At 63.4% G+C, this 22,649-nt stretch carries 20 protein-coding genes; 18 read left to right on the top strand and 2 right to left on the bottom strand.

Going from position 1 to position 22,649, the window contains the following annotated elements:
- Positions 1-185: 185 nt before the first annotated feature.
- The 8 genes from hydA to IVB05_RS25350 all read left to right on the top strand — a co-directional run bounded on the left by hydA (position 186) and on the right by IVB05_RS25350 (position 10,165).
- On the top strand, positions 186-1,655 hold the full coding sequence (gene hydA, locus IVB05_RS25385; protein WP_247778659.1) for a dihydropyrimidinase: 1,470 nt from the start codon (positions 186-188) through the stop codon (positions 1,653-1,655).
- Between the two features lie 31 nt (positions 1,656-1,686).
- Positions 1,687-2,664: an NAD(P)-dependent oxidoreductase gene (locus tag IVB05_RS25380; RefSeq protein ID WP_247778658.1), complete on the top strand. Its 978-nt coding sequence runs from the start codon at positions 1,687-1,689 to the stop codon at positions 2,662-2,664.
- Position 2,665: 1 nt separating this feature from the next.
- On the top strand, positions 2,666-3,427 hold the full coding sequence (locus IVB05_RS25375; RefSeq protein ID WP_247778656.1) for an SDR family oxidoreductase: 762 nt from the start codon (positions 2,666-2,668) through the stop codon (positions 3,425-3,427).
- Entirely contained in the window at positions 3,424-4,860 is a 1,437-nt protein-coding gene (locus tag IVB05_RS25370) for an NAD(P)/FAD-dependent oxidoreductase (RefSeq protein ID WP_247778654.1), read from the top strand. The genes IVB05_RS25375 and IVB05_RS25370 overlap by 4 nt, the downstream gene beginning before the upstream one ends.
- A gap of 135 nt (positions 4,861-4,995) precedes the next feature.
- Positions 4,996-6,612, top strand: a complete 1,617-nt coding sequence (locus IVB05_RS25365) for an ABC transporter substrate-binding protein (protein ID WP_247778653.1) — start codon at positions 4,996-4,998, stop codon at positions 6,610-6,612.
- 12 nt (positions 6,613-6,624) lie between these two features.
- Positions 6,625-7,656, top strand: coding sequence for an ABC transporter permease (locus tag IVB05_RS25360; protein WP_247778652.1), 1,032 nt, complete (start codon positions 6,625-6,627; stop codon positions 7,654-7,656).
- On the top strand, positions 7,653-8,501 hold the full coding sequence (locus IVB05_RS25355; protein WP_247778651.1) for an ABC transporter permease: 849 nt from the start codon (positions 7,653-7,655) through the stop codon (positions 8,499-8,501). The genes IVB05_RS25360 and IVB05_RS25355 overlap by 4 nt, the downstream gene beginning before the upstream one ends.
- On the top strand, positions 8,498-10,165 hold the full coding sequence (locus tag IVB05_RS25350; protein ID WP_247778650.1) for an ABC transporter ATP-binding protein: 1,668 nt from the start codon (positions 8,498-8,500) through the stop codon (positions 10,163-10,165). The genes IVB05_RS25355 and IVB05_RS25350 overlap by 4 nt, the downstream gene beginning before the upstream one ends.
- Before the next feature lie 146 nt (positions 10,166-10,311).
- Here the strand turns inward: IVB05_RS25350 and IVB05_RS25345 are convergent, their stop codons facing one another.
- Positions 10,312-10,806, bottom strand: coding sequence for a MarR family transcriptional regulator (locus IVB05_RS25345; RefSeq protein WP_247778649.1), 495 nt, complete (start codon positions 10,804-10,806; stop codon positions 10,312-10,314).
- A 165-nt stretch (positions 10,807-10,971) separates the two neighbouring features.
- Between IVB05_RS25345 and IVB05_RS25340 the strand changes: the two genes are divergently transcribed.
- From IVB05_RS25340 to IVB05_RS25295, 10 genes are all read left to right on the top strand, one after another.
- Positions 10,972-12,249 carry an amidohydrolase/deacetylase family metallohydrolase gene (locus tag IVB05_RS25340; RefSeq protein ID WP_247778648.1) on the top strand — a complete coding sequence of 426 codons (1,278 nt, stop codon included), beginning with the start codon at positions 10,972-10,974 and terminating at the stop codon, positions 12,247-12,249.
- 18 nt (positions 12,250-12,267) lie between these two features.
- Entirely contained in the window at positions 12,268-14,670 is a 2,403-nt protein-coding gene (locus IVB05_RS25335) for a xanthine dehydrogenase family protein molybdopterin-binding subunit (RefSeq protein ID WP_247786912.1), read from the top strand.
- Positions 14,667-15,503 carry an FAD binding domain-containing protein gene (locus IVB05_RS25330; RefSeq protein WP_247778646.1) on the top strand — a complete coding sequence of 279 codons (837 nt, stop codon included), beginning with the start codon at positions 14,667-14,669 and terminating at the stop codon, positions 15,501-15,503. The genes IVB05_RS25335 and IVB05_RS25330 overlap by 4 nt, the downstream gene beginning before the upstream one ends.
- A 2-nt stretch (positions 15,504-15,505) precedes the next feature.
- Complete coding sequence (locus tag IVB05_RS25325) at positions 15,506-16,696, top strand: 2Fe-2S iron-sulfur cluster-binding protein (protein ID WP_247786911.1); 1,191 nt, start codon at positions 15,506-15,508, stop codon at positions 16,694-16,696.
- Between the two features lie 80 nt (positions 16,697-16,776).
- Positions 16,777-17,931, top strand: coding sequence for an ABC transporter substrate-binding protein (locus tag IVB05_RS25320; RefSeq protein WP_247778645.1), 1,155 nt, complete (start codon positions 16,777-16,779; stop codon positions 17,929-17,931).
- Between the two features lie 73 nt (positions 17,932-18,004).
- Positions 18,005-18,877, top strand: a complete 873-nt coding sequence (locus IVB05_RS25315) for a branched-chain amino acid ABC transporter permease (RefSeq protein ID WP_247778644.1) — start codon at positions 18,005-18,007, stop codon at positions 18,875-18,877.
- Positions 18,874-19,911, top strand: coding sequence for a branched-chain amino acid ABC transporter permease (locus tag IVB05_RS25310; protein ID WP_247778643.1), 1,038 nt, complete (start codon positions 18,874-18,876; stop codon positions 19,909-19,911). Before IVB05_RS25315 ends, IVB05_RS25310 begins: the two co-directional genes overlap by 4 nt.
- A complete protein-coding gene (locus IVB05_RS25305; RefSeq protein WP_247778642.1) occupies positions 19,911-20,687 on the top strand; it encodes an ABC transporter ATP-binding protein in 777 nt (258 codons plus the stop codon). Before IVB05_RS25310 ends, IVB05_RS25305 begins: the two co-directional genes overlap by 1 nt.
- Positions 20,680-21,384 carry an ABC transporter ATP-binding protein gene (locus IVB05_RS25300; RefSeq protein WP_247778641.1) on the top strand — a complete coding sequence of 235 codons (705 nt, stop codon included), beginning with the start codon at positions 20,680-20,682 and terminating at the stop codon, positions 21,382-21,384. Before IVB05_RS25305 ends, IVB05_RS25300 begins: the two co-directional genes overlap by 8 nt.
- Positions 21,374-21,745: a Rieske 2Fe-2S domain-containing protein gene (locus IVB05_RS25295; protein ID WP_247778640.1), complete on the top strand. Its 372-nt coding sequence runs from the start codon at positions 21,374-21,376 to the stop codon at positions 21,743-21,745. The genes IVB05_RS25300 and IVB05_RS25295 overlap by 11 nt, the downstream gene beginning before the upstream one ends.
- On the opposite strand, the gene IVB05_RS25290 is transcribed toward IVB05_RS25295, so the two are convergent.
- Entirely contained in the window at positions 21,742-22,602 is an 861-nt protein-coding gene (locus IVB05_RS25290) for an alpha/beta hydrolase (RefSeq protein ID WP_247778639.1), read from the bottom strand. The two genes, IVB05_RS25295 and IVB05_RS25290, sit on opposite strands and share 4 nt — an antisense overlap.
- Positions 22,603-22,649: the final 47 nt, after the last annotated feature.

The raw sequence follows: 22,649 nt of genomic DNA, 5'->3' as shown, positions 1-22,649 counted from the left end.
CGTCGGTGGATACAGAGAGACCGACGTGCAACAAGACGACAATGCAAGCAATGACCATGCCATCCAGTGATGCATGGTCCACTGTCTGCTGCGAAAGCGCAAGGGAGGGTAACGGCACGATCTGTGCTTTTATCCGGTGAATGCAAGAGACGTAGGATTTAGGACTTAATAGTTGGGAGTTTGCCATGACCGAGCCCGCCTACGACCTTCTCATTCGCGGCGGCCGCGTCGCGACCGCAAGCGACGTGTTCGAGGCCGACGTCGCCATTTCCGGTGAGACCATCGCCGCCATCGGCCGCGGGCTGCCGGGCGCGCGGCGGGAGATCGACGCGCGGGGCAAGCTGGTGCTGCCCGGCGGGGTCGACAGCCACGCCCATATCGAGCAGCTGTCGGCCGCGGGTATCGTGAACGCCGATACGTTCGAGAGCGCGACCGTCTCGGCAGCCTTCGGCGGCACCACCACCGTGATCCCGTTCGCGGCCCAGCACGTCGGCATGAAGCTGCCGCAGGTGCTGGAGGAGTATCACGCACTCGCGGAAAAGGGCGCCGTCATCGACTATGCCTTTCACATGATCATCGCCGATCCGACTAAGGAGACACTGGAGAAAGATCTGCCGGCGTTGATCAAGCAGGGTCATGGCTCGATCAAGATCTTCATGACCTATGATCGCCTGAAAATCGACGACGAGCCGCTGCTCGATATTCTGCTTGCGGCGCGCGACGGCGGCGCGATGCTCTGCGCGCATGCCGAGAACCACGGCATCATTTCCTGGATGGTGAAGCGGCTGCTGGCGCGCGGCTATACCGATCCCAAATATCACGCCATCAGCCACGCCCGCGTCTCGGAAGCGGAGGCCTTCAACCGGCTGATCGGCATGGCCGCGCTGATCGACCAGCCGATCATGATTTTTCACGTGTCGACCGCCGAGGGCGCCAAGGTGATCCGCGACGCGCGCGGGCAGGGGCTGAAAGTGTTCGCGGAAACCTGCCCGCAATATCTTTTTCTCACCGCCGACGATCTCGACAAGCCCGGCGTGGAAGGTGCCAAATGGATGTGCAGCCCTCCGCCGCGTCGCGCCGCCGACCAGGAAGCGCTGTGGCAGGCGCTTGCACTCGGTGATCTCCAGACCGTTTCGTCCGATCATGCGCCGTACCGGTTCGACGAAACGGGCAAACTGCGCGCCGGCCCCAATCCCAATTTCAAGCAGGTGGCAAACGGTCTGCCTGGCCTCGAAGTTCGCTTGCCGCTGCTGTTCGACGCCATGGTGTCCGGGGGCCGCCTGGGGCTCGAAAAATTCGTCGAACTGACCGCGACCGCGCCGGCAAAGATCTACAATTTGCATCCGCGCAAGGGCTCGATCGCGGTCGGCGCCGATGCGGATATCGCGATCTGGGACCCGCAGCGAGAGGTCACGCTCAGCGACGCGATGATGCACGACCTCGCGGGCTATACGCCCTTCGCCGGCCGCAAGTTGCGAGGCTGGCCGGTCACGGTGCTGTCGCGCGGGCGCGTCATCGTGGCGGACGGAAAACGTTCGGTCGAAGCAGGCTCGGGCCGCTTCCTTCCGCGCGCGGGAGGCGAGGCGGCGAAACCGACTGGGCGCCTGATGCCGGACATGGATCCCGAGCAGAATTTCGGCGCGACCCTGCTGTGATCCATCCGCCGCGACCTGTTCGGATTGAGCGATGAGAATCCTTGTCTTCGGCGGCACCGGTTTCGTCGGGCTCAATATCGCTTCGGCACTGCTGTCACGCGGTCACGTGGTGACAGTGTTCGACCGCGCCGGCTTGCCGCCTGACGCAAGAAAGGATCTTGCCTCTCACGGTGATCGGCTGACGGCTATCGAGGGCGATGTCACGGATAGTAAAGCCGTGGAGAGCGTGATCGCCGCTGGTTATGACGCCATCATTCTGGGAGCCGCGATCACCGCCGGACCGGAGCGGGAGGCGAGCGATCCCGAGTCCATTCTGCGAGTAAACCTGTTGGCTCAGACGCCGATCCTGATCGCAGCGCGAAGCCGCGGCGTTAAACGCATCATCAATCTGTCGTCCGCGGCAGCCTACGGTGCGAGCGCATTCCGGAACGCGCTGCTCGATGAAGAGACGCCCTGCGATCCGGCCTCACTCTACGCCATTACCAAATTCGCTTCCGAGAAGGTCGCTGCGCGTCTGGCCGGTCACTGGCAGCAGGAGATCATCAGCGTGCGGCTGAGCGCGGTGTTCGGACCGTGGGAGCGAAGCAACGACGTGCGCGACACGCCAAGCCCGCAGGCGCAGATTCTGGCCGCGATGCAAGAGGGGTACGAGGCCGTTTTATCGCGTCCGGGCGTCAGGGACTGGATCTATGCCATGGATGTCGCGGAGGCTGTGACATTGCTGATCGAGGCCGCGAGGCCGAAGCATCAGCTCTATAACATTTCAACCGGCGTGGAATGGTCCGCGCTGCAATGGGGCCAGGAGTTGGCCGCGTTGCACTCGGGCTTTGCTTGTCGGTTGACTGATGCCGATGAGGTGGCAACGGTCGATCTGCATAGTCCAGTCGACCGAGCACCGCTGTCAGTCGCGCGCATGGCAGAAGAGTTCGGCTGGCGCGCGCGGTTCGGCTGCACGGACTCGGCTGCCGATCTGAGCCGCTGGTGGAGCGAGCATCGAGGGAAAACCTGACATGAGACTGACAGGGCGGACCGCGATCGTGACCGGGGCCGGTTCCGGTATTGGCCGGGCCAGTGCGGTGCTTTTCGCGAAGGAAGGTGCCTTCATTGCGCTGGTCGATCGCGACCGCACCGGCTTGCAGGAGACGCTGGCGGCGATCGAGGGCGCCAAAGGCGAAGCGTCGCTCCATGTCGGCGATGTCAGCGAGGCCAATTTCGCGAAAGACATCGTGGGCGATGTCAAGGCGCGGCGCGACCGCCTCGACGTGTTGATGGCTGCCGCCGGCTTTTCCTGCGGAGGAACGGTGCTGAACACCGATCCAGCCGATTGGGACGCAGTGTTCCGCACCAATGTCGGCGGCACCTGGCTTTGGTCGCGCGCGGTGGTGCCGGAGATGCAGCGGCAGGGCAGCGGCTCGATCATCACGCTGGCCTCGCAGCTCGCGATCGCCGGCGGGAAGGGTAACAGCGCCTATATCGCCGCGAAGGGGGCGATCATCAGCCTGACCCGGACAATGGCGCTGGATTTCGCTGCGGATGGAATCCGCGTCAATGCGATTGCGCCGGGTGCCATCGACACACCGATGCTGCGGCGCAGTTTTGCCCGTCACGCCGACCCTGAGCCGGTGCGCGAGGCGTCGCGCACCCGCCATGCCATGAAACGCTTTGGCAAAGCGGAGGAGGTGGCCGAGGCCGCGCTGCATCTTGCCAGCGATGCGTCGTCCTTTACGACCGGCACCGTGATGGTGGTCGATGGCGGTTGGCTCGCGGCATGAATAGCGCCCTTATCGCTCTCGAATCTCAGGTTCGCGCCGATCTTGCCAAGACCGCGCATCCGAATGCCGCGTGGCTTACTCCAAAATTCGGGCCGGACGACAGGCCGGCGCTGGACGTGCTCGTGGTGGGCGCCGGACAATCGGGGCTCGCGACGGCGTTCGGGCTGAAGCGCTCGCAAGTGAGCAACATCCTCGTGCTCGACAAGTCCGAGGAGGGAAAAGAAGGGCCGTGGCTGACCTATGCCCGGATGCACACGCTGCGCAGTCCGAAGCATTTCACCGGGCCTGATCTTGATATCCCGAGCCTGACCTACCAGTCCTGGCACGAGGCGCGCTTCGGCGAGGAGAATTGGCGGAATCTCGACCTGATTTCGCGCGAGCTTTGGGCGGAATATCTGCTCTGGTTCAGGCGCGTCGTGGACCTGCCGGTGCGCAATGGTTGCGAGGTCATCGAGATTTCGCCTGCGGCAGGTGGGTTGCTCGCGGCCAAGGTGCAGAGCGCTGATGGCGTCGACATTGTCTTTGCACGGAAGATTGTGCTGGCGACGGGGCAGGAAGGCATGGGCGACTGGACCGTTCCGGAGCCGCTGCGTCATCTGCCGTCATCGATTTGTGCGCATGCGGCGCAGTCGATCGACTTCACCCGCTTGCGCGGCAAACAGGTTGCGGTGATCGGCGCCGGCGCCTCGGCCTTCGACAATGCCGCCACAGCACTGGAAGCAGGCGCGGCCGAGGTGGATCTGTTCTGCCGCAGGGCGGAGATCCAGGTGATCCAGCCCTACCGTTGGCTCACCTTCCGTGGCTTCCTTCGACATTTTTGCGATCTGGATGATGCCTGGCGCTGGCGCTTCATGCGCGCCGTTCTGGAGATGCGCGAGGGTTTCCCGCAAGCGACCTACGATCGCTGTGCCCACCACGCCAATTTTCATCTGCAGGAGGGCGCGCCGATCGAAGCCGCCAAGGCAACGGCTCGCGGTGTCGAATTGCAGACACCGAGGGGCGTGTACGCAGCCGACTTCGTGATTTGCGGCACGGGGATCGACATGAATTTTGCAGGCCGGCCCGAGCTGCGAAACTGCGCCGCCAACATCGCGACCTGGGCCGACCGCTACCAGCCGCCGCCGGACGAGCGCAGTCCGCGGCTCGGTCGCTTTCCCTATCTCGCTGACGACTACGCGCTGGTGGAGCGCGCCGCCGGCGAAACACCGTGGATCGCGGACATTCATGTCTTCGCGATCGCCTCCACCATGAGTTTTGGTGCTTCGGGCTCATCGATCAATGCGATGACCACGGCGGTGCCGAAGCTGGTGCATGGGTTGACACGCGGCCTGTTTCGCGCGGACATCGAACGGCACTGGGCTTCGTTCAAGACGTATGACGTGCCCCAAGCCATCGTCGCGCGGCAAACGCCAGCTACCAGCGAGGAACGATGAACCGCCTTCGAAGGTGTTGGGAAGCTTGGCTCATACCTACTATGCTCGCATCTCCGATGGGTCCGATTGGCATATCCCTTGCTTTAAGTTGATGTTCTCATTCAGAAAATCTTGGCAAAACAGGGAATAAGTTCGATGAGCGTTACAGGATCCAGGCGTCTGCTCGCGGTGGTTGCCTCCGTTGCGGTTTCACTGGCCGCCGGATCGGTGCAGGCGCAAACGCGCTCCGAAACGTTGCGCTACGTGACCGGGGCATCGGTCAACACACTCGACCCGAATATCCCGGGATCGACCCGCGAAGCTTTTGCGGTGAGTCTGAGTACTTACGACCGGCTGGTTTCCTTCGGCCGCAAACAACTCAACGGCAAGTGGGTGTTTGATCTCGGCAAGATCACGGGAGAACTGGCGGAGTCCTATGAAGTCAGCCCGGACGGGTTGAAGATGACATTCCGCCTGCGCAAGGACGCCAAGTTCCAGGACGGCACGCCGGTCACGGCGGAAGACGTCAAATGGTCGCTTGACCGGGTCGTCACCGCGCCGGTCCTCGGCAAGGCGCAACTCCTCACGGGATCGATGACGTCAGCCGACCAGTTCAAGGTGATCGATCCCCTGACCATCGAGGTGACACTGCCGAAGCCGGACAAGCTTGCGCTTCCCAATCTCGCCACCGTCTATCCCATCATCTTCAACTCCAAGGTCGCCAAGGCGCATGCGACGGCGGACGATCCCTGGGCACTGGCATGGTTGAAGGAGAACACGGCCGGCAGCGGCGCCTACAAGATCGAGACCTTCAAGCCGGGTGAACAGGTCATCATGGCGCGCAACGAGGCCTGGAATCGCGGCACGGCCGACAAGTCAGCGTCCTTCAAGCGCGTCATCGTGCAGTCGGTACCGGAGCCGGCGACGCGCGCCAATCTGGTCGAACGCGGTGACGCCGATCTCGTCATCGACCTGCAGGCGAGCGACGTCCAGTCGCTCGAGGCAAAGGGCAAGCTGAAGGTGACCTCGACGCCCCAATACAACGCCGTCACCTTCGTCTCGATGAACAATCAGATCCCGCCCTTCGATAACGTCAACGTGCGTCGCGCCATCGCCTTTGCGCTGCCCTATGACGACATGTTCAAGGCGGCGCTGTTCAGCCGCGGGTCGCCGCTGTTCGGCGCATCATGGGCAGATGGCAAACCAACGAGTGGCGCCTATCCGATCCCGCAGCCCGTGAAACTCGACCTCGAGAAGGCCAAGGAATATCTGAAGGCGGCAGGCGTGCCCGACGGCTTCTCGACCACGTTCAGCTTCAATGTCGGCCAGGCTTCGACCGCCGAACCGATGGCGGCCCTGGTGAAGGAATCGCTCGCCAAGATCGGCATCAAGGTTGATATCCAGAAGCTGCCGGATGCCCAGATGTCGACGCAGATCAATGAGAAGAAGCTGCCCTTCTTCACCGAGGGCATCGTCGCCTGGCTGCCGTCGACCGACTACTTCTACCGCAATTTTTACACCGGCAATCAGCGCTGGAACTACTCATCAATCAACAATCCGGAACTGGTGGAGATCGCGCAGAAGGCCCGTTTCGAACCCGATGCTACCAAGTATGAGGAGGACGGCGTCAAGCTCAACGCGATCCATTTCAGCGAGATACCGCAGATACCGCTCTGGCAGCCCAGCCAGGACGCCGTGATGGCGTCCTCGGTCGAGGGCTACACCTACCAGTTCCACCGCCAGGTCGATTATCGCGATCTCAATCGCAAGTAACCGGTAGGTCAGATGGCGGCCCTTGGAGCAACGGTGATACGGGCGGGCAGGCGCTTCCTGTCTTCGCTGCCAGCGCTCTTTGGCGTGCTCGTCTTCACCTTCCTCTTGATGCGGGTGCTGCCGGGCGATCCGGCGGTGTTCTTCGCGTCCGGGCCGAATGCCGGCAAGGAGGAGATCGAGGTCATCCGCAAGCAGATGGGCCTCAACAAGCCGGTGCCGGAACAACTGATGCTGTATCTCTATGATGTCGGCAGCGGCAATCTCGGCAGATCGATGATGACCGGACAGTTGGTCACCAAAGATCTCCGCGAGCGGCTACCGGCCTCACTGGAACTCACCTTCACGGCGCTGCTGATCGCGTTGCTGTCGGCGGTACCGCTCGGTGTGCTCGCCGCCCTGAGACCGGGCTCCATCATCGATCACAGCGTGCGGTTTTTCTGCGCGCTCGGCGTCTGCGTACCGACGTTCGTTTCGGGGCTGTTGCTGATCTATGTCTTCTATTACCTGCTCGGGCTCGCGCCTGACCCGACCGGCCGGGTCGATATCTTTGCGTCACTGCCGCCAAGACGGACCGGCTTCCTGCTGATCGACTTCCTGCTCGCAGGCGATTTCGACGGATGGTGGGCCGCCTTCAGGCAACTGATCCTGCCGGCGCTGAGCATGGCGCTGTTCGTGGTGGCGCCGCTGGCGCGCATCACGCGGGCCTCGATGCTGGTCTCGCTCGGCAGCGATTTCGTGCGCACCGCGCGTTCCGTGGGCCTTCCCTGGTGGCGGGTCGTCGTCACTTATGCGCTAAGGAATGCCATCCTGCCGGTCATCACCATCGCAGGCATCGTGTTCTCGACCATGCTCGGCGCCAATGTCCTGGTGGAGAAGGTGTTCTCCTGGCCAGGCGTTGCCTCCTATGCGCTCGATGCGTTGCTCTCTTCCGATTATGCGCCGGTACAGGGTTTTGTGCTGCTGATGGCCACCGTGTTTGTGATCGTCAATCTCTTGGTGGATATCCTTTATGGCATCGCCGATCCACGGGTGACAATCGGATGACCAGCGCAACGCTTCGCCATGCCGGCTGGATTCTGCGTGGCAACCCGCTCACCGCCGTTGCCGCTGCCGGCGTCTTCCTGCTTGCGCTGATCGCCATTTTCGGGCCGTGGATCGTGCCGTATGATCCGATCGTCTCGAACGTGTCGCAGGCCCTGATGCCACCGAGCGCGGCACACATCGCCGGCACCGATCAACTCGGCCGCGACGTGTTCAGCCGCCTCATCGTCGCGGCGCGGCTCGATCTCGCCATCGCCGTCTCGGCAGTCGGAATCTCCTTTGCCATCGGTGCCGTGATCGGCGCGATCTGCGGCTATACCGGTGGCCGGCTCGATCGCGGCGTCGGCCGCTTCGTCGACGTCGTGATGGCCTTTCCGCTTTTCGTGCTGGCAATGGCGATGGTCGCAGCACTCGGCAACCGGGTCGAGAACATCGTCATCGCGACCGCCATCATCAATCTGCCGTTCTACATCCGCTTTGCGCGGGCCGAGGTGAATGTCCGTCGTAATGTCGGCTGGGTCGAAGCGGCGCGCGCCTGCGGTGACAGCCACCTCTCGGTCGTGTTGCGCTTTCTGCTGCCGAACGTGCTGCCGGCCATGGCGGTACAAATATCGCTCAATCTCGGCTGGGCGATCCTCAATGCTGCCGGACTTTCCTTTATCGGCCTCGGCGTCAAGCCGCCGACGCCGGAATGGGGCATCATGGTTGCGGAGGGCGCGCGCTTCATTTCCACCGGCAAATGGTGGCTGGTCGCCTTCCCGGGCCTGGCGTTGATGCTGACGGTGCTGTGCTTCAACCTGCTCGGCGACGGGGTGCGCGATATTCTCGACCCCCGCATGCGAACATGACCTCATCGCTGTTGGCATTAAGCGACCTGCACGTCACCTTCTCGACGCGGCGTGGTCTTGTCGAGGCGGTGCGTGGCGTCACGCTGTCGCTCGGCGAGGGCGAGATGCTCGGCCTCGTCGGCGAGAGCGGCTCGGGCAAATCAGTCACCGGTTTTGCGATCACGCGGCTGCTCGACGCGGCCGGCCGGATCACGGCAGGCCACATCCGGTTTCGCGGGCAGGACATCACGCGGATATCGGGGAGTGATTTCCGCCATCTGCATGGCGCGGCGATGGCGATGATCTTCCAGAATCCGCGTGGCGCGCTCAATCCGATCCGTGCGGTCGGGGACCAGATCGCCGACGCGATTACGGCTCATAAGCGAATGCCCCGCGATGAAGCGCGCGCGCAGGCGCTGGAGCTGCTGCGCGCCGTGCAAATTCGCGATCCTGAAAAGCGGATGGCCGCTTACCCGCATGAACTCTCCGGCGGCATGTGCCAGCGCGTGATGATCGCCATGGCGATTTCCTGCAATCCGGCGCTCCTGATCGCCGATGAGCCGACCACCGGCCTCGACGTCACGACGCAAAAGGTCGTGATGGACCTTCTGACCGGGATTGCAGCCGAGCGCGGCATGGCGACCATCCTGATCACGCATGACCTCGGTCTCGCCGCCCGTTACTGTCGCCGCGTCGTGGTGATGGAGCAGGGCCGGCTGGTCGAGGAGGCCGACCCGAAGACTCTCTTCCACGCGCCACAGCACCCTTACACCAAACGTCTGGTGGCGGCTTCACCCACGGCGAGTTCACGGATCGCGGATCTGGTGCCGGAGGAGGAGAGGCGGCGGCATGTTGCGATGCCTGCCGCGCCCCGGCCGCAGCCGGCGCCGGGTACGCCGCCGCTGCTGGAGGTGCAGAAACTCGCCAAGCGGTTCGATCAGGGCGCCGCGGCGGTGGCAGACTTTTCCATGATGATCAGCGCCGGCGAGAGCGTCGGTCTGGTCGGCGAATCCGGTTCCGGCAAGAGCACGACGTCGCGCATCATCTGCCGGCTGATCGACCCGAGCGAGGGCGAGATCGCGTTCGAGGGACAGTCGATCGGCCATATCCCGGCCCGCGATTTTCATCGGTCACCGTTTCGCAAGGACATCCAGATCGTCTTTCAGGATCCGAACGACAGCCTCAACCCGCGGTTCACCGCCTTTGACTGCATCGCCCATCCGCTGCTTCGGCTTGGCGGCATGCGCGCAGGCGACGCGTTGCGGCAGCGGGTGGAGGAGTGCGCGCAGCGCGTTGGACTGGGGATCGAATTGCTGACGCGCTTCCCGCATCAGCTTTCAGGCGGCCAGAAGGCCCGTGTCGGCATCGCCCGCGCCATCGCCTGCCGGCCGCGCCTCTTGGTGCTTGACGAGCCGACGGCGGCGCTCGACGTCTCGGTGCAGGCGGTGGTGCTGCAACTGCTCGACCGGTTGCGGCGCGAGGATGATCTGGCCTTCCTCTTCGTCAGCCACGATCTCAATGTCGTTCGCATGATGTGCGATCGGACCATCGTGCTGCAAAACGGCCGCATCGTCGAACAGGGTGAAAGCCGGGCGATGTTCGATAATCCGAAAACCGCTTACACGCGCGAGCTGGTTGAAGCCGTGCCGCATATCGAGCCGGAGCTGGCTGCGTTCGCGACCTGATAACTGGCACGACGCCCGCTAGAAGCCGCTTTCGATCGATCGGTTGCAGCGGCGTTCCGCTCCGTCCAATGAAATACAGCGCCAAGTCTCGGGTGATTACAAATTATGCAGCTCGAGTTAAAAAGGCGGCAGACGGCACCGTGATGCTAATCGAATAGGGCAGTAGCGCTGTCGCGATTGGAGTGCGCCGCGACGATGCGCTGCATCATATCGACGAATACGGCTTGCTCCCTTTCGCTTAAATTATCGATCGTGGCACGGTGCGCGGCCCGCGCCGAGGCCTCGATTTTTGCCAGGAGCGCCGCTCCCGCCGGCGTCAGTTTACAGAGCCGGGCGCGACGATCCTCGTCATTAACGGCTCTCTCGACAAGATTGTGGGCAGCCAGCCGCTTGAGCGCTCCGGTCGTCGTTGTCCTGTCCAGCGCGATATCGGCCGCCAACGTGGTCTGATCGGCAGTTTTCCGGACAGCAAGCGCTGAAAGCAGGCTGTATTGCAGTGGCGTGATCTCGAATTCGCCGCATGCTTCCTGGAACAGTGCGACATGGATCTGATGCAGCCGCCGGATCAGAAATCCCGGCCGTTGTGACAGCGGCCAGGGGCGGTGCCTGGTCTCGCCGCGACGATTTTTTGCCTTCCGCAATGCAGTCTCCCAGCCTCGGAACATCAGCGCGAATAGCTCGATTCGATCGGCTTCGCCACAGCTGGATCATGGCATGAAGTTTGCTCTTGTAAAATACGAAGTATACTTCGTATTCTGGCGAGAGCGGTGACCAACTCCGCCGGCGAGGACAGAGGAGATCTTTCCATGGCTATCAGCGCCACCTTCGACCAGCTTCTGCGCGGCGGCCGCGTGATCTGCCCGGCCTCCGGCATCGACGGGGTCAGGGACGTTGCCATCCGTAATGGCAAGATCGCGGCGGTGCAGAGCGACATTTTGCCGACCAGCGCCAGAGAGGTGATCGAGGTAACCGGCAAGCTGGTATTGCCGGGCCTCATCGATACCCACGCGCATGTCTATCAGTATGTCACCGGCCGCTTCGGCATGAATGCCGACATGGTGGGTGTGCAGTCCGGCGTGACGACATTGGTCGATCAAGGCGGCCCATCCTGCATGACGCTGCCCGGCTTTCGGCATTTCGTCGCCGAGCCCGCGAAGTCGCGCGTTTATGCCTTCCTGTCGGCTTACCTGGTGGGCGGGCTCGAGGGGCATTATTATCCGCAACTCTATAGTCCCGAAGGTGTCGATATCGATGCCACGGTGAAGGCGGCGACGGCCAATCTCGACATTGTTCGCGGCATCAAGGCCCATGCGGAGATCGGCGGCTTCGCGCGCTGGGGCATTCGCGTCATCGAAATGGCGGCCGAGATCGGACGCCGCGCCGATCTGCCGGTCTATGTGCATTTCGGTCAGCTTTGGGGCCTGCCCGAAAGCGGCACCAATGGCGAAGATGTCGACACTATCCTGGAGCGCGTGATCCCCTTGCTGCGGGAGGGTGACGTGCTGGCGCATCCGTTCACGCGCCATCCCGGCGGCTTCGTCAACCGCGAGGGTGAAGTGCACCCCGTGATTCAGGCGGCGCTCGATCGCGGCCTGAAGGTCGACGTCGGTCACGGCAGCCATTTCTCCTATCGTCTCGCGAAGAAGGCGCTGGCTGCCGGCATCGTTCCCACCACGCTCGGCGCGGACATTCACGGCTACAATACCCACGTGCCTGCGCCTGCCGGCACGCCGGACCAGCACGAGGACGACGAGAACCATCCCTTCGCCGGCCAGGCCAAGTTCAGCCTGGTTCAGGCGATGAGCTCGATGATGGCGCTCGGCCTGGCGCTCGAACAGGTCGTGCCGCTGGTCACCTCCAACCCGGCCAAAATGCTCGGCCGTGCTGACGAAATCGGCGCCCTCAAGGTTGGCAGGGACGCCGACGTCTCGGTAGTCGGAGAGCGAGCCGGACGATTTGTCCTTCGCGACAACGAGAACAATGAAGTCGTCGCCGAGCGTCTGCTGCAGCCTGAGTTCTGTCTGCGCGCCGGTGCGCGATACGAAGCAGTAGCGCCAATTCTGCCGCAGGCCGTGGCGGCCTGAGGAGGTCACGTCAAGTCGATCGAGGAGAACGTCACCGTGCGCAATGAGCGCGAGTTTCCTTCCGCAGGCGGAGCGGGCGCCGGACAAGGCGTCGGCGCCCGGCTGCCGCGAAAGGAAGACGATCGGTTGATGCGTGGCCGTGGCCAGTTCGTGGCCGACATTCGCCTCGCCGGGCTGCAGGACGTTGCCTTCGTGCGCAGTCCGGTGGCGCATGCGCTGATCCGCGGCATCCATGTGCCCGAGCGTTATCGCGGCAGCGTCTTTACGGCGGCGGATCTGGCCGGCGTCAATCCAATCCGCGCAGTATCTGGGCTGCCGGGATTCAAGATTTCCGAGCAGCCGGTGCTCGCCACCGGGAAGGTGCGTCAGGTCGGCGAGCTCGTTGCCATGTGCGTCGCGCCGACGCGGGCCGAAGCCGAGGACATTGCGGCGGCGGTGACGCTCGATCTCGAAGAGCTTTCTGCCGTCTATGACATGCGGAAGGCGCGCGAGCCGGGTTCGGTTCTGGTGCATGAGCATTGGGGCGATAACGTCTTTCTCGAAACCAATTTCGAGGTCGACATCTCCAGCGCGCTCGATGCGCCGATCAAGGTGTCGCGCGAGATATCGACCGCGCGGCAGTGCATGTCGCCGCTCGAGGGGCGCGGCGTGGTCGCGACCTTCGATCATCGCCTCGACCAGCTCACGCTCTATTCCTCGGCCCAGATGCCACACATCACGCGTAGTGGTCTTGCCGAATGCCTCGGCATGGAGCAGGGGCGAATCCGTATCGTTTCGCCTGACGTCGGCGGCGGCTTCGGGCACAAGGGAATCCTGCTGCCGGAAGAAGTCTGCCTTTCCTGGCTGACGATGCGCCGCGGCCATCCGGTGCGCTGGACCGAGGACCGCCGCGAGCATCTCACGGCCAGCTCCAACTGCCGCGAGCACCACTACAAGATCACGGTCTACGCCGATCGCGACGGGCGGCTGCGGGGTATCGACTGCGAAGCGACCGTCGATTCCGGCGCTTACTCGTCCTATCCGTTTTCGGCGTGCCTTGAGGCGGCGCAGGTCGCCAGCATCCTGCCTGGACCCTATTTGATGCCGGCCTATCGCTGCCGGACGTTTTCGGTCGCCACCAACAAGTGTCCGATCCTGCCTTATCGCGGCGTGGCCCGCACCGGCGTCTGCTTCGCGCTGGAGCTGATGCTCGATCTGGTCGCGGCGGAAGCCGGGCTGGAGCCGGGCGAAGTCCGCTTGCGCAATCTGGTGCAGCCCGAGCAGATGCCGTTCGACAACATCACCAACAAGCACTTCGACAGCGGCGACTATCCCGAGGCGATGCGGCGGGCGCTGGCGTCCGTCGACGTCGAGGGCGTGCGTGCGCGTCAGCGCAGGGGTGAGGCCGATGGGCGCCGGATCGGCGTCGGCGTCTCGATCTATTGCGAGCAGGCCGCGCATGGCACATCGGTCTATTCCGGCTGGGGCATTCCGATGGTGCCCGGTCACGAGCAGGCGTCTGCGCGGCTGACGCCCGACGGTGGCCTCGAAATCAGGGTCGGCGTTCATTCCCACGGGCAGGGCATGGAGACGACGCTCGCGCAGGTCGCCCACGAGATGCTGGGCGTCGACGTCGCCAAGGTGCGCTTGATTCACGGCGACACGGCGATGACCCCGTACTCCACGGGCACCTGGGGCTCGCGCTCGATGGTGATGGCAGGCGGCGCGGTTGCAATCGCCTGCCGCGAACTGGGTGAACGCGCCAGACGCATCGGCGCCAAGCTGTTGCAGCACGATCCGGCTGCGGTGGTTCTGCAGAACGGCGAAGTGCGCGGCGTCAACGGCAGCGTCGCCTTGAAGGAAATCGCGCACACCTGGTATCGTCGGCCGCAGGATCTGCCTGCTGACGTCGATCCCGGCGGGCTGGAGGTCACGGCAGGCTACAAGCCGCAGCGCGATACCGGAACCTTCAGCTATGCCGCCCATGCCGCGGTCGTCGTCGTCGATCCGGATCTTGGAGAGGTCGAAATCCTCGATTACGTCATCGTCGAAGACGGCGGCGTTCTCGTCAATCCGATGGTGGTGGACGGCCAGATCTATGGCGGCCTGGCCCAGGGCATCGGCACCGCGCTGTACGAGGAGATGCCGTTCGATGCGGCCGGTCAGCCGCTGGCGACGACGCTTGCCGACTATCTGCTGCCTGGGCCCACTGAAGTGCCGGCGCCGCGTCTCGATCATATGGAGACGCCATCGCCCTATACGCAGTTTGGCGTGAAGGGCATCGGCGAGGGCGGCGCCATTGCGCCGCCGGCTGCGATCGCCAACGCCGTCAACGACGCGCTGCGGCCGCTTGGCGTGGAGCTGATGCAGTCGCCGATTACGCCCTATCGCGTCGTGGAGGCGGTTTTGGCCGCGCGTGACGCAGAAAGGCCGGCGGCATGAAACCGGCACCTTTCGGCTACGAACGTCCACGCGACCTGCAGGCGGCGCTTGCCGTGCTCGACGAGGCCAAAACTGCCGCCAAGATCATTGCCGGCGGCCAGTCGCTTGGTCCGATGCTCAATCTGCGACTGGTGGAGCCGCAGTTGATCGTCGACATCACCGGTCTTGCCGAGCTCAAGCAGGTCGAGCGTCGCGGCGACGAACTCGTGCTCGGGGCCTGTGTCACCCATGCGGACATCGAGGATGGACGTATTCCGGATGTCACGCGCGGCGCCATGCAGGGCGTGGCTGCTAATATCGCCTATCGCGCCGTGCGCAATCGCGGCACAGTCGGCGGATCGCTCAGCCATGCCGATCCCGCGGCGGACTGGGTATCCGCGCTCTCGGCGCTGGGTGCACGATTGACGCTGCGAAGCCGCGCGGGCGCGCGCACGGTGGCGATGGAGGATTTCATCGTCGGTGCGCTCGAATCTGCGCTGCGCGATGGCGAGATCGTCAAAACCATTCATATCCCGGCGATGCCGCCGTCGGCGCATTGGGGCTACGCCAAGAGTTGTCGCAAGACAGGGGAATTTGCGCACGCGATCGGCGCAATCCTGATCGATCCGAGCGCCGCATCGGCGCGCGTCGTGATCGGCGCGATCGATGCCGCGCCGGTCGTCATCACGAATGCCGCAGAGCTGTTCGGCGGACGCATTGCCAGCGACTACAAGGATCGCTTCGATGCGCGTGTGGCTGACGCCCTTCTCGTCAAGGCCGGCCTCTCGAATGCGGCTCACCGTCATATTCATGTAAGCGTGCTCAAACGTGCTGTCCGCGAGGCCGCCGCGTGAACATGATCGCGCTTACCGTGAACCAGCGCGCAGTGCAGGCTCTCGCGGAGCCTCGTACCAACCTCGCAGACTTCGTGCGCGAAAAACTCGACCTGACCGGTACGCATCTCGGCTGCGAACACGGCGTCTGCGGGGCTTGCACGGTGCTGCTTGACGGCGTCCCGGCGCGCTCATGCATCACCTATGCGGTGGCCTGCGAGGGGGCTGAGGTCACCACGATCGAAGGGCTCGACGACGACAGCGTTACGACGGAACTTCGGGCGGCCTTCACCCGCGAACATGCGTTGCAATGCGGCTATTGCACGCCGGGAATGTTGGTTTCGGCGCGTGATCTTGTGCTGCGCCTGCCGCAAGCCGACGAACGCCTGATCCGTGTCGGATTGAGCGGCAATCTGTGCCGGTGCACCGGCTATGTCGGTATCGTGCGTGCGGTCAAGTCTGTGATCGAAGCGCGGCGCGCCCGCGATATCGCGCCGATGCCGGACGGAGGGCGAAAGATCCTGGGTCCTGTTGGCTCGGGCCGAAGCGACGCGGACCGGACCGAACGCATGCGACCGGTCGAAAGCGAACCAACGTCGCCGGAGGCGGTCGGTTCGGTCGCCTCGATTCCGGATTTCACCCCCGCCACTGTCCTGGAGCAGCAGTTCACCGTCGCGCACCCGCCCGAGCAGGTGTTTGCGATGTTCGACGACATCGCAGCCGTCGCTGCCTGTCTTCCCGGCGCATCGTTGACGGCGCCGCCGAAGTCGGAGCGCGTCGAAGGGGCGATCCGGGTCAAGATTGGTCCGATTGCCGCGACGTTCCTGGGTGCCGCGCGGATCGAACGCAATCCGGTCGATATGTCCGGCCGCATCGTCGGTATCGGCAACGATCGGCGCAGCCGGTCTTCGACGCAGGGCGAAATCCGCTATCGGCTGGTGCCGATCGAGCAGGGGACGCGTGTCGATCTTTCCATCGGATACACGCTGACGGGCATGCTGGCGCAGGTCGGAAGGCCGGGGCTGGTGCGCGATCTCGCGGCACGACTGATCGCGGAATTTGCCGGCAATCTTGACCGCCGCCTGTCGGGTACGTCACCGGGCGACACCACACCGGTCGAGCTGAACGGAATGGCACTGCTTTTCAGTCTCTTGCGCGCGCGGGCGGCGCGTTGGCTTGGTCGATTCTCGCCCGACAAGGACAGCGCGACGTAATGGATCGACGTCTCCGCGTGACGCGGAAACGACGAGGTTTGAACTGCGGATAGATGCACAGCGTGAGATTGGAGAACCACATGACACGGACTTTCAGACTTGTTCCGACGATAGCGCTGGCGGTCGCCTTGCTGGGTGGTGCCGCCAATGCTCAGACCATCAAGATCGGCGTCAATGAGCCCCTTACGGGCGCGTTCGCCGCGTCCGGCACCTACGTCGTCAACGGCGCCAAGATCGCGGCCGATGAGATCAACGCAAAGGGCGGCATTCTCGGCAAGAAGCTCGAACTCGTCATCGAGGACAACAAGAGCAATCCGACCGAAGCGGCCGCCGTCGCCGAAAAGCTGATCACCAGCGACAAGGTGCCGGTGCTGATGGGGGCGTGGGGTTCGAGCCTGACGCTTGCCGTGATGCCCAAGCTGATGGAATACGAAGTCCCGATGGTGGTCGAGACCTCTTCGTCAGGCAAGATCACCACGACCGGAAACCCCTACATCTTCCGTATCTCGCCGCCGTCGGCCATCGAGGCTGCGGCGTTCAAGGGGATCGTCGACAAGCTCGAATTGAAGAAGGTCGATTTCCTCATCATCAACAACGACTGGGGGCGCGGCACTGCTGAAGACTTCAGCAAGATGATGAAGGAGAAGGGCATCGCGGTCGGGACTGTCGAGACGATGGATCAGGGCGCGCAGGATATGAGCGCGCAGCTTTCCAAGCTCAAGGGCACCGATTCCGAAACCATCATTGTGACGACCGCGGTGGACCAGCTCACGCTGATCTTCAAGCAGGCTGCAGCACTCGGTCTCAAGAAGCGCATCATCACCACCGGCGGCTCGCAGAATCCGGATCAGATCATCGCGCAGGCGGGTGCTGCCGCCAACGGCACCATGCACCTGACGACATTCCTGCCCTGGTTCCCTGACAAGACGCCGAACCCGGAGGCGACCAATTACTTCATCGCCGAATGGAAGAAGCGCGGCTACGATTTCGCCGGCTGCACCGAGAGTTTTCGCGGCTATGACGGTATCCGTACCGCAGCGGCAGCGATCGAGAAAGCGGGCAAGGCGGAGCCTGCCGCGATCAAGGCGGCACTTTGGGACATCAAGGTAAAGGGCCTGAACGGCGACATCGTGTTCCGCAAGTCCGGTCCCGAAGGCAAGGAAAGCGGTCAGAGCCAGCCTAACGTCTATCTGATCGAAATTACCGACGGCAAGATCGGCATGAAGACGCTCTGACGTCACGTTGCTGACCGGCGAGGGCCGCGGCAGACGGCGGCCCTCGACGGCATCAGAATATCTGGGAGCCACCTTGAGCGAATTTCTGCAACATCTGATCAACATGCTGGTCCTCGGCGGCACTTATGCGCTGCTGGGCATCGGACTGACATTGATCTTCGGCATCATGAACGTCGTGAATTTCACGCATGGGGTGCTGTACACGTTCGGCGCCTACATCATGTTCATCGTGGTGCATCAGCTCGGAATTAACTTCTTCCTAGCGTTGCCACTCGCCGTGGTCGCCGGCTGGCTGCTAGGAGCGGCGATCGAATTGACCTTGCTGCGTCCGCTGCGCGGCTCCGACATCGACACGACCATGCTCGTCATGATCGGCGCCTGGATCGCGATGCAGTCCGGCGCGCTGTGGATCTGGGGCGGCGTGGCGAAATCGGTGACCACGCCGTTCCCCGAGGCGCCACTGGTGCTGGGACCAGTCTCGGTGTCCTGGCTGCGGCTGTTCGTGCTCGCCGCGGCGGCGATGCTGATCGTCGTCACATATCTTCTGATCAACAGGACAAAACTCGGCTGCGCGATGCGGGCGACATTTCAGGATCAGGACACCGCCTCGCTGATGGGCGTCAATGTCGACCTGATCTACACCTCGACCTTTGCGATTGGCTCTAGCCTTGCCGCCGCGGCCGGCGCGCTGCTGGGTCCAGTCTACGTCATCTTCCCGCAAATGGGCGATCTCGCCGCGGTCAAGGCATTCGCGATCGTGATCCTCGGCGGGCTCGGCAACATCACCGGCGCGGTGATCGGCGGCTTCATTCTGGCATTGGCGGAGGAACTGGGCGCCGGCTACGTTTCGTCGGGATACCGCGACGCCATGGGCTTTTTGATCATTATCGCGGTTCTGATCTTCAAGCCGACCGGACTTTTCGCGCGCTCGGAGCGCGTGGGATGAAGTCGGGGGTCACCATTGTCACGGTCGTCGCGTTCGCATCGGTGCCACTCTGGCTGCGCGATCCGTATCTTATGAACGCGTTGATCACGACCGGCATCTTCGTCATCGGCGCGATGAGCCTCAATCTGCTGCTCGGGTTCACCGGCCAGCTCAGCCTCGGTCATATCGCGTTCTTCGGCATCGGCGCCTATGTCAGTGCTCTGACGTCGCTTGGCTTCGACGCTGGCTTGCCGTTCGGCTTCCGCATCGTTCACGAGCCATGGCCGCCGATCGTCGGTTTTGCTCTGGCAATCGTCATCGCGGGATTGTGCGGATATCTCGTGGGGCTGCTCTCGTTTCGCGTGCGCGGCGCCTATTTCGTGATCGTGACGATTTCCTTTGCCGAAGTGGTCCGGCTGGTGGCGCTGAATTGGGTCGAGTTGACGCAGGGCCCGCTGGCGCTGACCAACATTCCCTCGATTACGATCGGATTGTCGGGTCTCGGAGATCTGACGCTGCGCACCAAGCTGCAGAACTACTACCTCGTGCTTGCCGTCGCGGTCGTCACCTATCTGCTGATCTCACGCCTGGTCCATTCGCATTTCGGCCGGGCCATGCGCGGGCTGATGGAAAACGAAACGCTGGCGGTGTCGGTCGGCATCGACGTGACAAAGACGCTCACGCTGGCAGCGGTGATCTCGGCAGGGATCGCGGGCGCGGCCGGCAGCCTCTACGCACACTATATCCGGATCATCGATCCCGAGGTGTTCGCCTTCATCAATACCGTGACGATGGTGATCATGGTCATCACCGGCGGCAAGGGGTCACTGGCCGGGCCTGTCGTCGGTGGCATGATCTTCGGACTGCTGCCCGTGTACCTGCGCCCGATCATGGCGCCAGAGGCGCAATGGATCGCCTATGGCGGCGTGCTGATCGTCATCCTGTTCGTATTGCCGCGCGGCATCGTACCATCGCTGGCGCAACGGTTTGCGAAACCGAGAAAACAGATCGAACCGGTTGCTTTCTCCGAACGTGACGCCAAGGAGCATGCGTAATGACGACGACCGCCCTGAAGGTCGAAAAAGTCGCCGTGCATTTCGGGGGGCTCGTTGCGCTCTCGGACATGAATTTCACGGTCGGCGAGGGCGAGATCGTCAGCCTGATCGGGCCTAACGGCGCCGGCAAGACCACGGCGTTCAACGTCGTTACCGGATTCCTGGATCCAACCCACGGCGCCGTGAGCTATCGCGGGACGGCGCTTAACGGACTGAAGCCGCATCAGATTGCCGACCTGGGACTGATCCGCACCTTCCAGCGCACCAGCGTCTTTCCGAACGACACCGTTTACGACAATCTGCTGGTCGGGCTGCATCGCCAGGGCAGGGTGAGTCTGCTCGAGGCCATTCTCGGCCTGCGGCGCGCCCGGTCGTCGCAGCGGCGCTTGCGGGAACGCGCCAGCGAACTGGTCAAATGGGTCGGCCTCGAACGCCGCGCCCACGATCTTGCGGGCTCGCTGTCCTACGGCGAGCAGCGGTTGGTCGGCGTGGCGCTGGCGCTGGCAGCCGAGCCGTCGATGCTGCTGCTCGACGAGCCGGTCTCCGGCATGAATGCCTCGGAAACACACACCTTCGTGCAGTTGGTCCGCAACATCCGGGATCGCGGCGTCACCATCCTGCTGGTCGAGCACGACATGCCGATGGTGATGAGCGTCTCCGATCGAATCGTGGTGCTGAACTACGGCCGGATCATCGCCGAGGGTTCGCCGGACGTGATCCGGAACGACCCGGCCGTTATCGAGGCCTATCTCGGGCAGGGAGCGACACGTGCTTGAGATCCGCGACATGGTGTGTGGCTATGGCGGTGTCACGGCGTTGCGCGGCATTTCGCTGGAGGTCAAGGCCGGACAGCTCGTCGCCCTGATCGGCGCCAACGGCGCCGGCAAGAGCACCACGCTGCGCGCGATCTCCGGGCTGGTTGCGCCGCGTTCCGGATCGATGCTGTTCGAGGGCAAGGACATTGCGGGCGCCAAGCCGCCGCGCGTGGTGGCCAGCGGGATCGCGCACTGTCCGGAAGGACGGCGGGTGTTTCCGCACATGACGGTCGAGGAAAATCTCGACATGGGGGCCTATCTGCGCACCAGATCCGCGGAGATATCGGAGGACCGCGCTCGGATCTATGCCGAGTTTCCGCGCCTTGCCGAACGGAGAAAGCAGGCGGCAGGCACCTTGTCTGGCGGCGAACAGCAAATGCTGGCGATCGGCCGGGCGCTGATGTCGCGGCCACGCTTGATCATGTTCGACGAGCCGTCCCTTGGGCTCGCGCCTAACATCGTCGAGCGAACCTTTGCGATCATCCGCGGCATCCGCGATGCCGGGACGACGGTCCTGCTGGTGGAGCAGAACGCGTTTGCGGCGCTCGAGATGTGCGACCACGCCTATCTGCTGGAGGGCGGCCGCATCGTTCTGTCGGGGCCGGGCGCGGAGATGATCGAGAACGAGCACGTTCGAAAGGCCTATCTTGGCGGATGAGCGGCCTGAAGCGGCGGTGTCGTCGGACGACGGGAAATGGATGCCGGTCTGCGGGCTCAGCCGGCTGATTTCGCAAACGATCGTCTGCATCCGCGTGACCGGCGTCGATTTGATCCTGGCCTGGAGCGAAGGACGTGCGGTCGCCTGCGAACGGATGTGCCCGCACGAGCAGGCTGATCTCAGTCTCGGGCTCTTGTCAGGAGGACGCTTGTTCTGTCCCCGTCACTCGGCCTCGTTCGATCTCCGTAACGGCCAGATTTCCTACGGTTGGCCGAGCCGGCCGTTGTGGCTATACCCGGTCCGGATCAGAGACGATCAGGTCTGGATCGACGCTGCGGCGATCAAATCGACGGCGAACTAGCCGACGAGCTTTCGCGCGATATCGACAAGCGCGCCGTCAGGACGCCGTAGCTCGCTGAGAATGCTGAAATGGTCTGCGCCTTCGATCGGGAAAAGCTTGCCCGGCGCGTGCGCGGCCATGCGCAATTCATGAAGCTGGATTGAATCGAAAACCAGCGCCGGAAGTTCGGCCGTGCCGTAGGCGATGTCGAGCCGCTTGTGGACGGCGGGCAGGCGAAGCGGCGAGAGATTTGCGACTTCCTGGTCTGTCAGCTTCAGCGCGTTGTTGAGCCCCGTATCGCGGATGGGTGCAAGATCGTACACACCGGAAATCGCCAGTCCCGCCGTGACGCGCGGGTGATCGAGTGCCGTTGCGACCAGGTGGGCACCGGCCGACCAGCCCGAGAGCACGACGGGCCCGATGATGCCGTATGACGCTCCGTTTTCGGCCAGCCAATCGAGCGACCGGGATATCTCCGTGACGATCTCTGTCAACGAAGCGTCGGGAGCCAGCGAATATCCGGTAATGGCGACCGACCAGCCGTGCGTCGCGACGCCTTCGACCAGCATGGCAAATACTTCGCGCGAATTGCGCTGCCAGTAACCGCCGTGCAGGAACACCAGGCAGGGGGCTGTCTTCTCGGTGGCCGGATAGAGATCGATCTTCGTCCTTTCGCGATCGCCATACGGCAAATCCAGAAATGATTTGCGGCTGGCGCGCAGCGCTTCGGAAGCCTCGTTTCGTTCGGCAATCAGCGCCGCGCTGTTCTTCACTGCCGCATTGTTGTCGTAGGCAGCGTCGCGCTCCGCCTGGGAAAGCGCGGCCCAGTTCGACCGGGGATCGAGAGACGGCTCTTTTGTCGCGGAGATATCAGTCACGCACGTCACTCCAGCAGAAACAAGGTTCCGCCGTTACTCTAGGTCAC

The sequence above is a fragment of the Bradyrhizobium sp. 170 genome, from assembly GCF_023101085.1.
GTDB lineage: Bacteria > Pseudomonadota > Alphaproteobacteria > Rhizobiales > Xanthobacteraceae > Bradyrhizobium.
The sequence above is the reverse complement of the archived record's forward strand: the minus strand, read 5'-3'. Positions and strand labels throughout refer to the sequence as shown.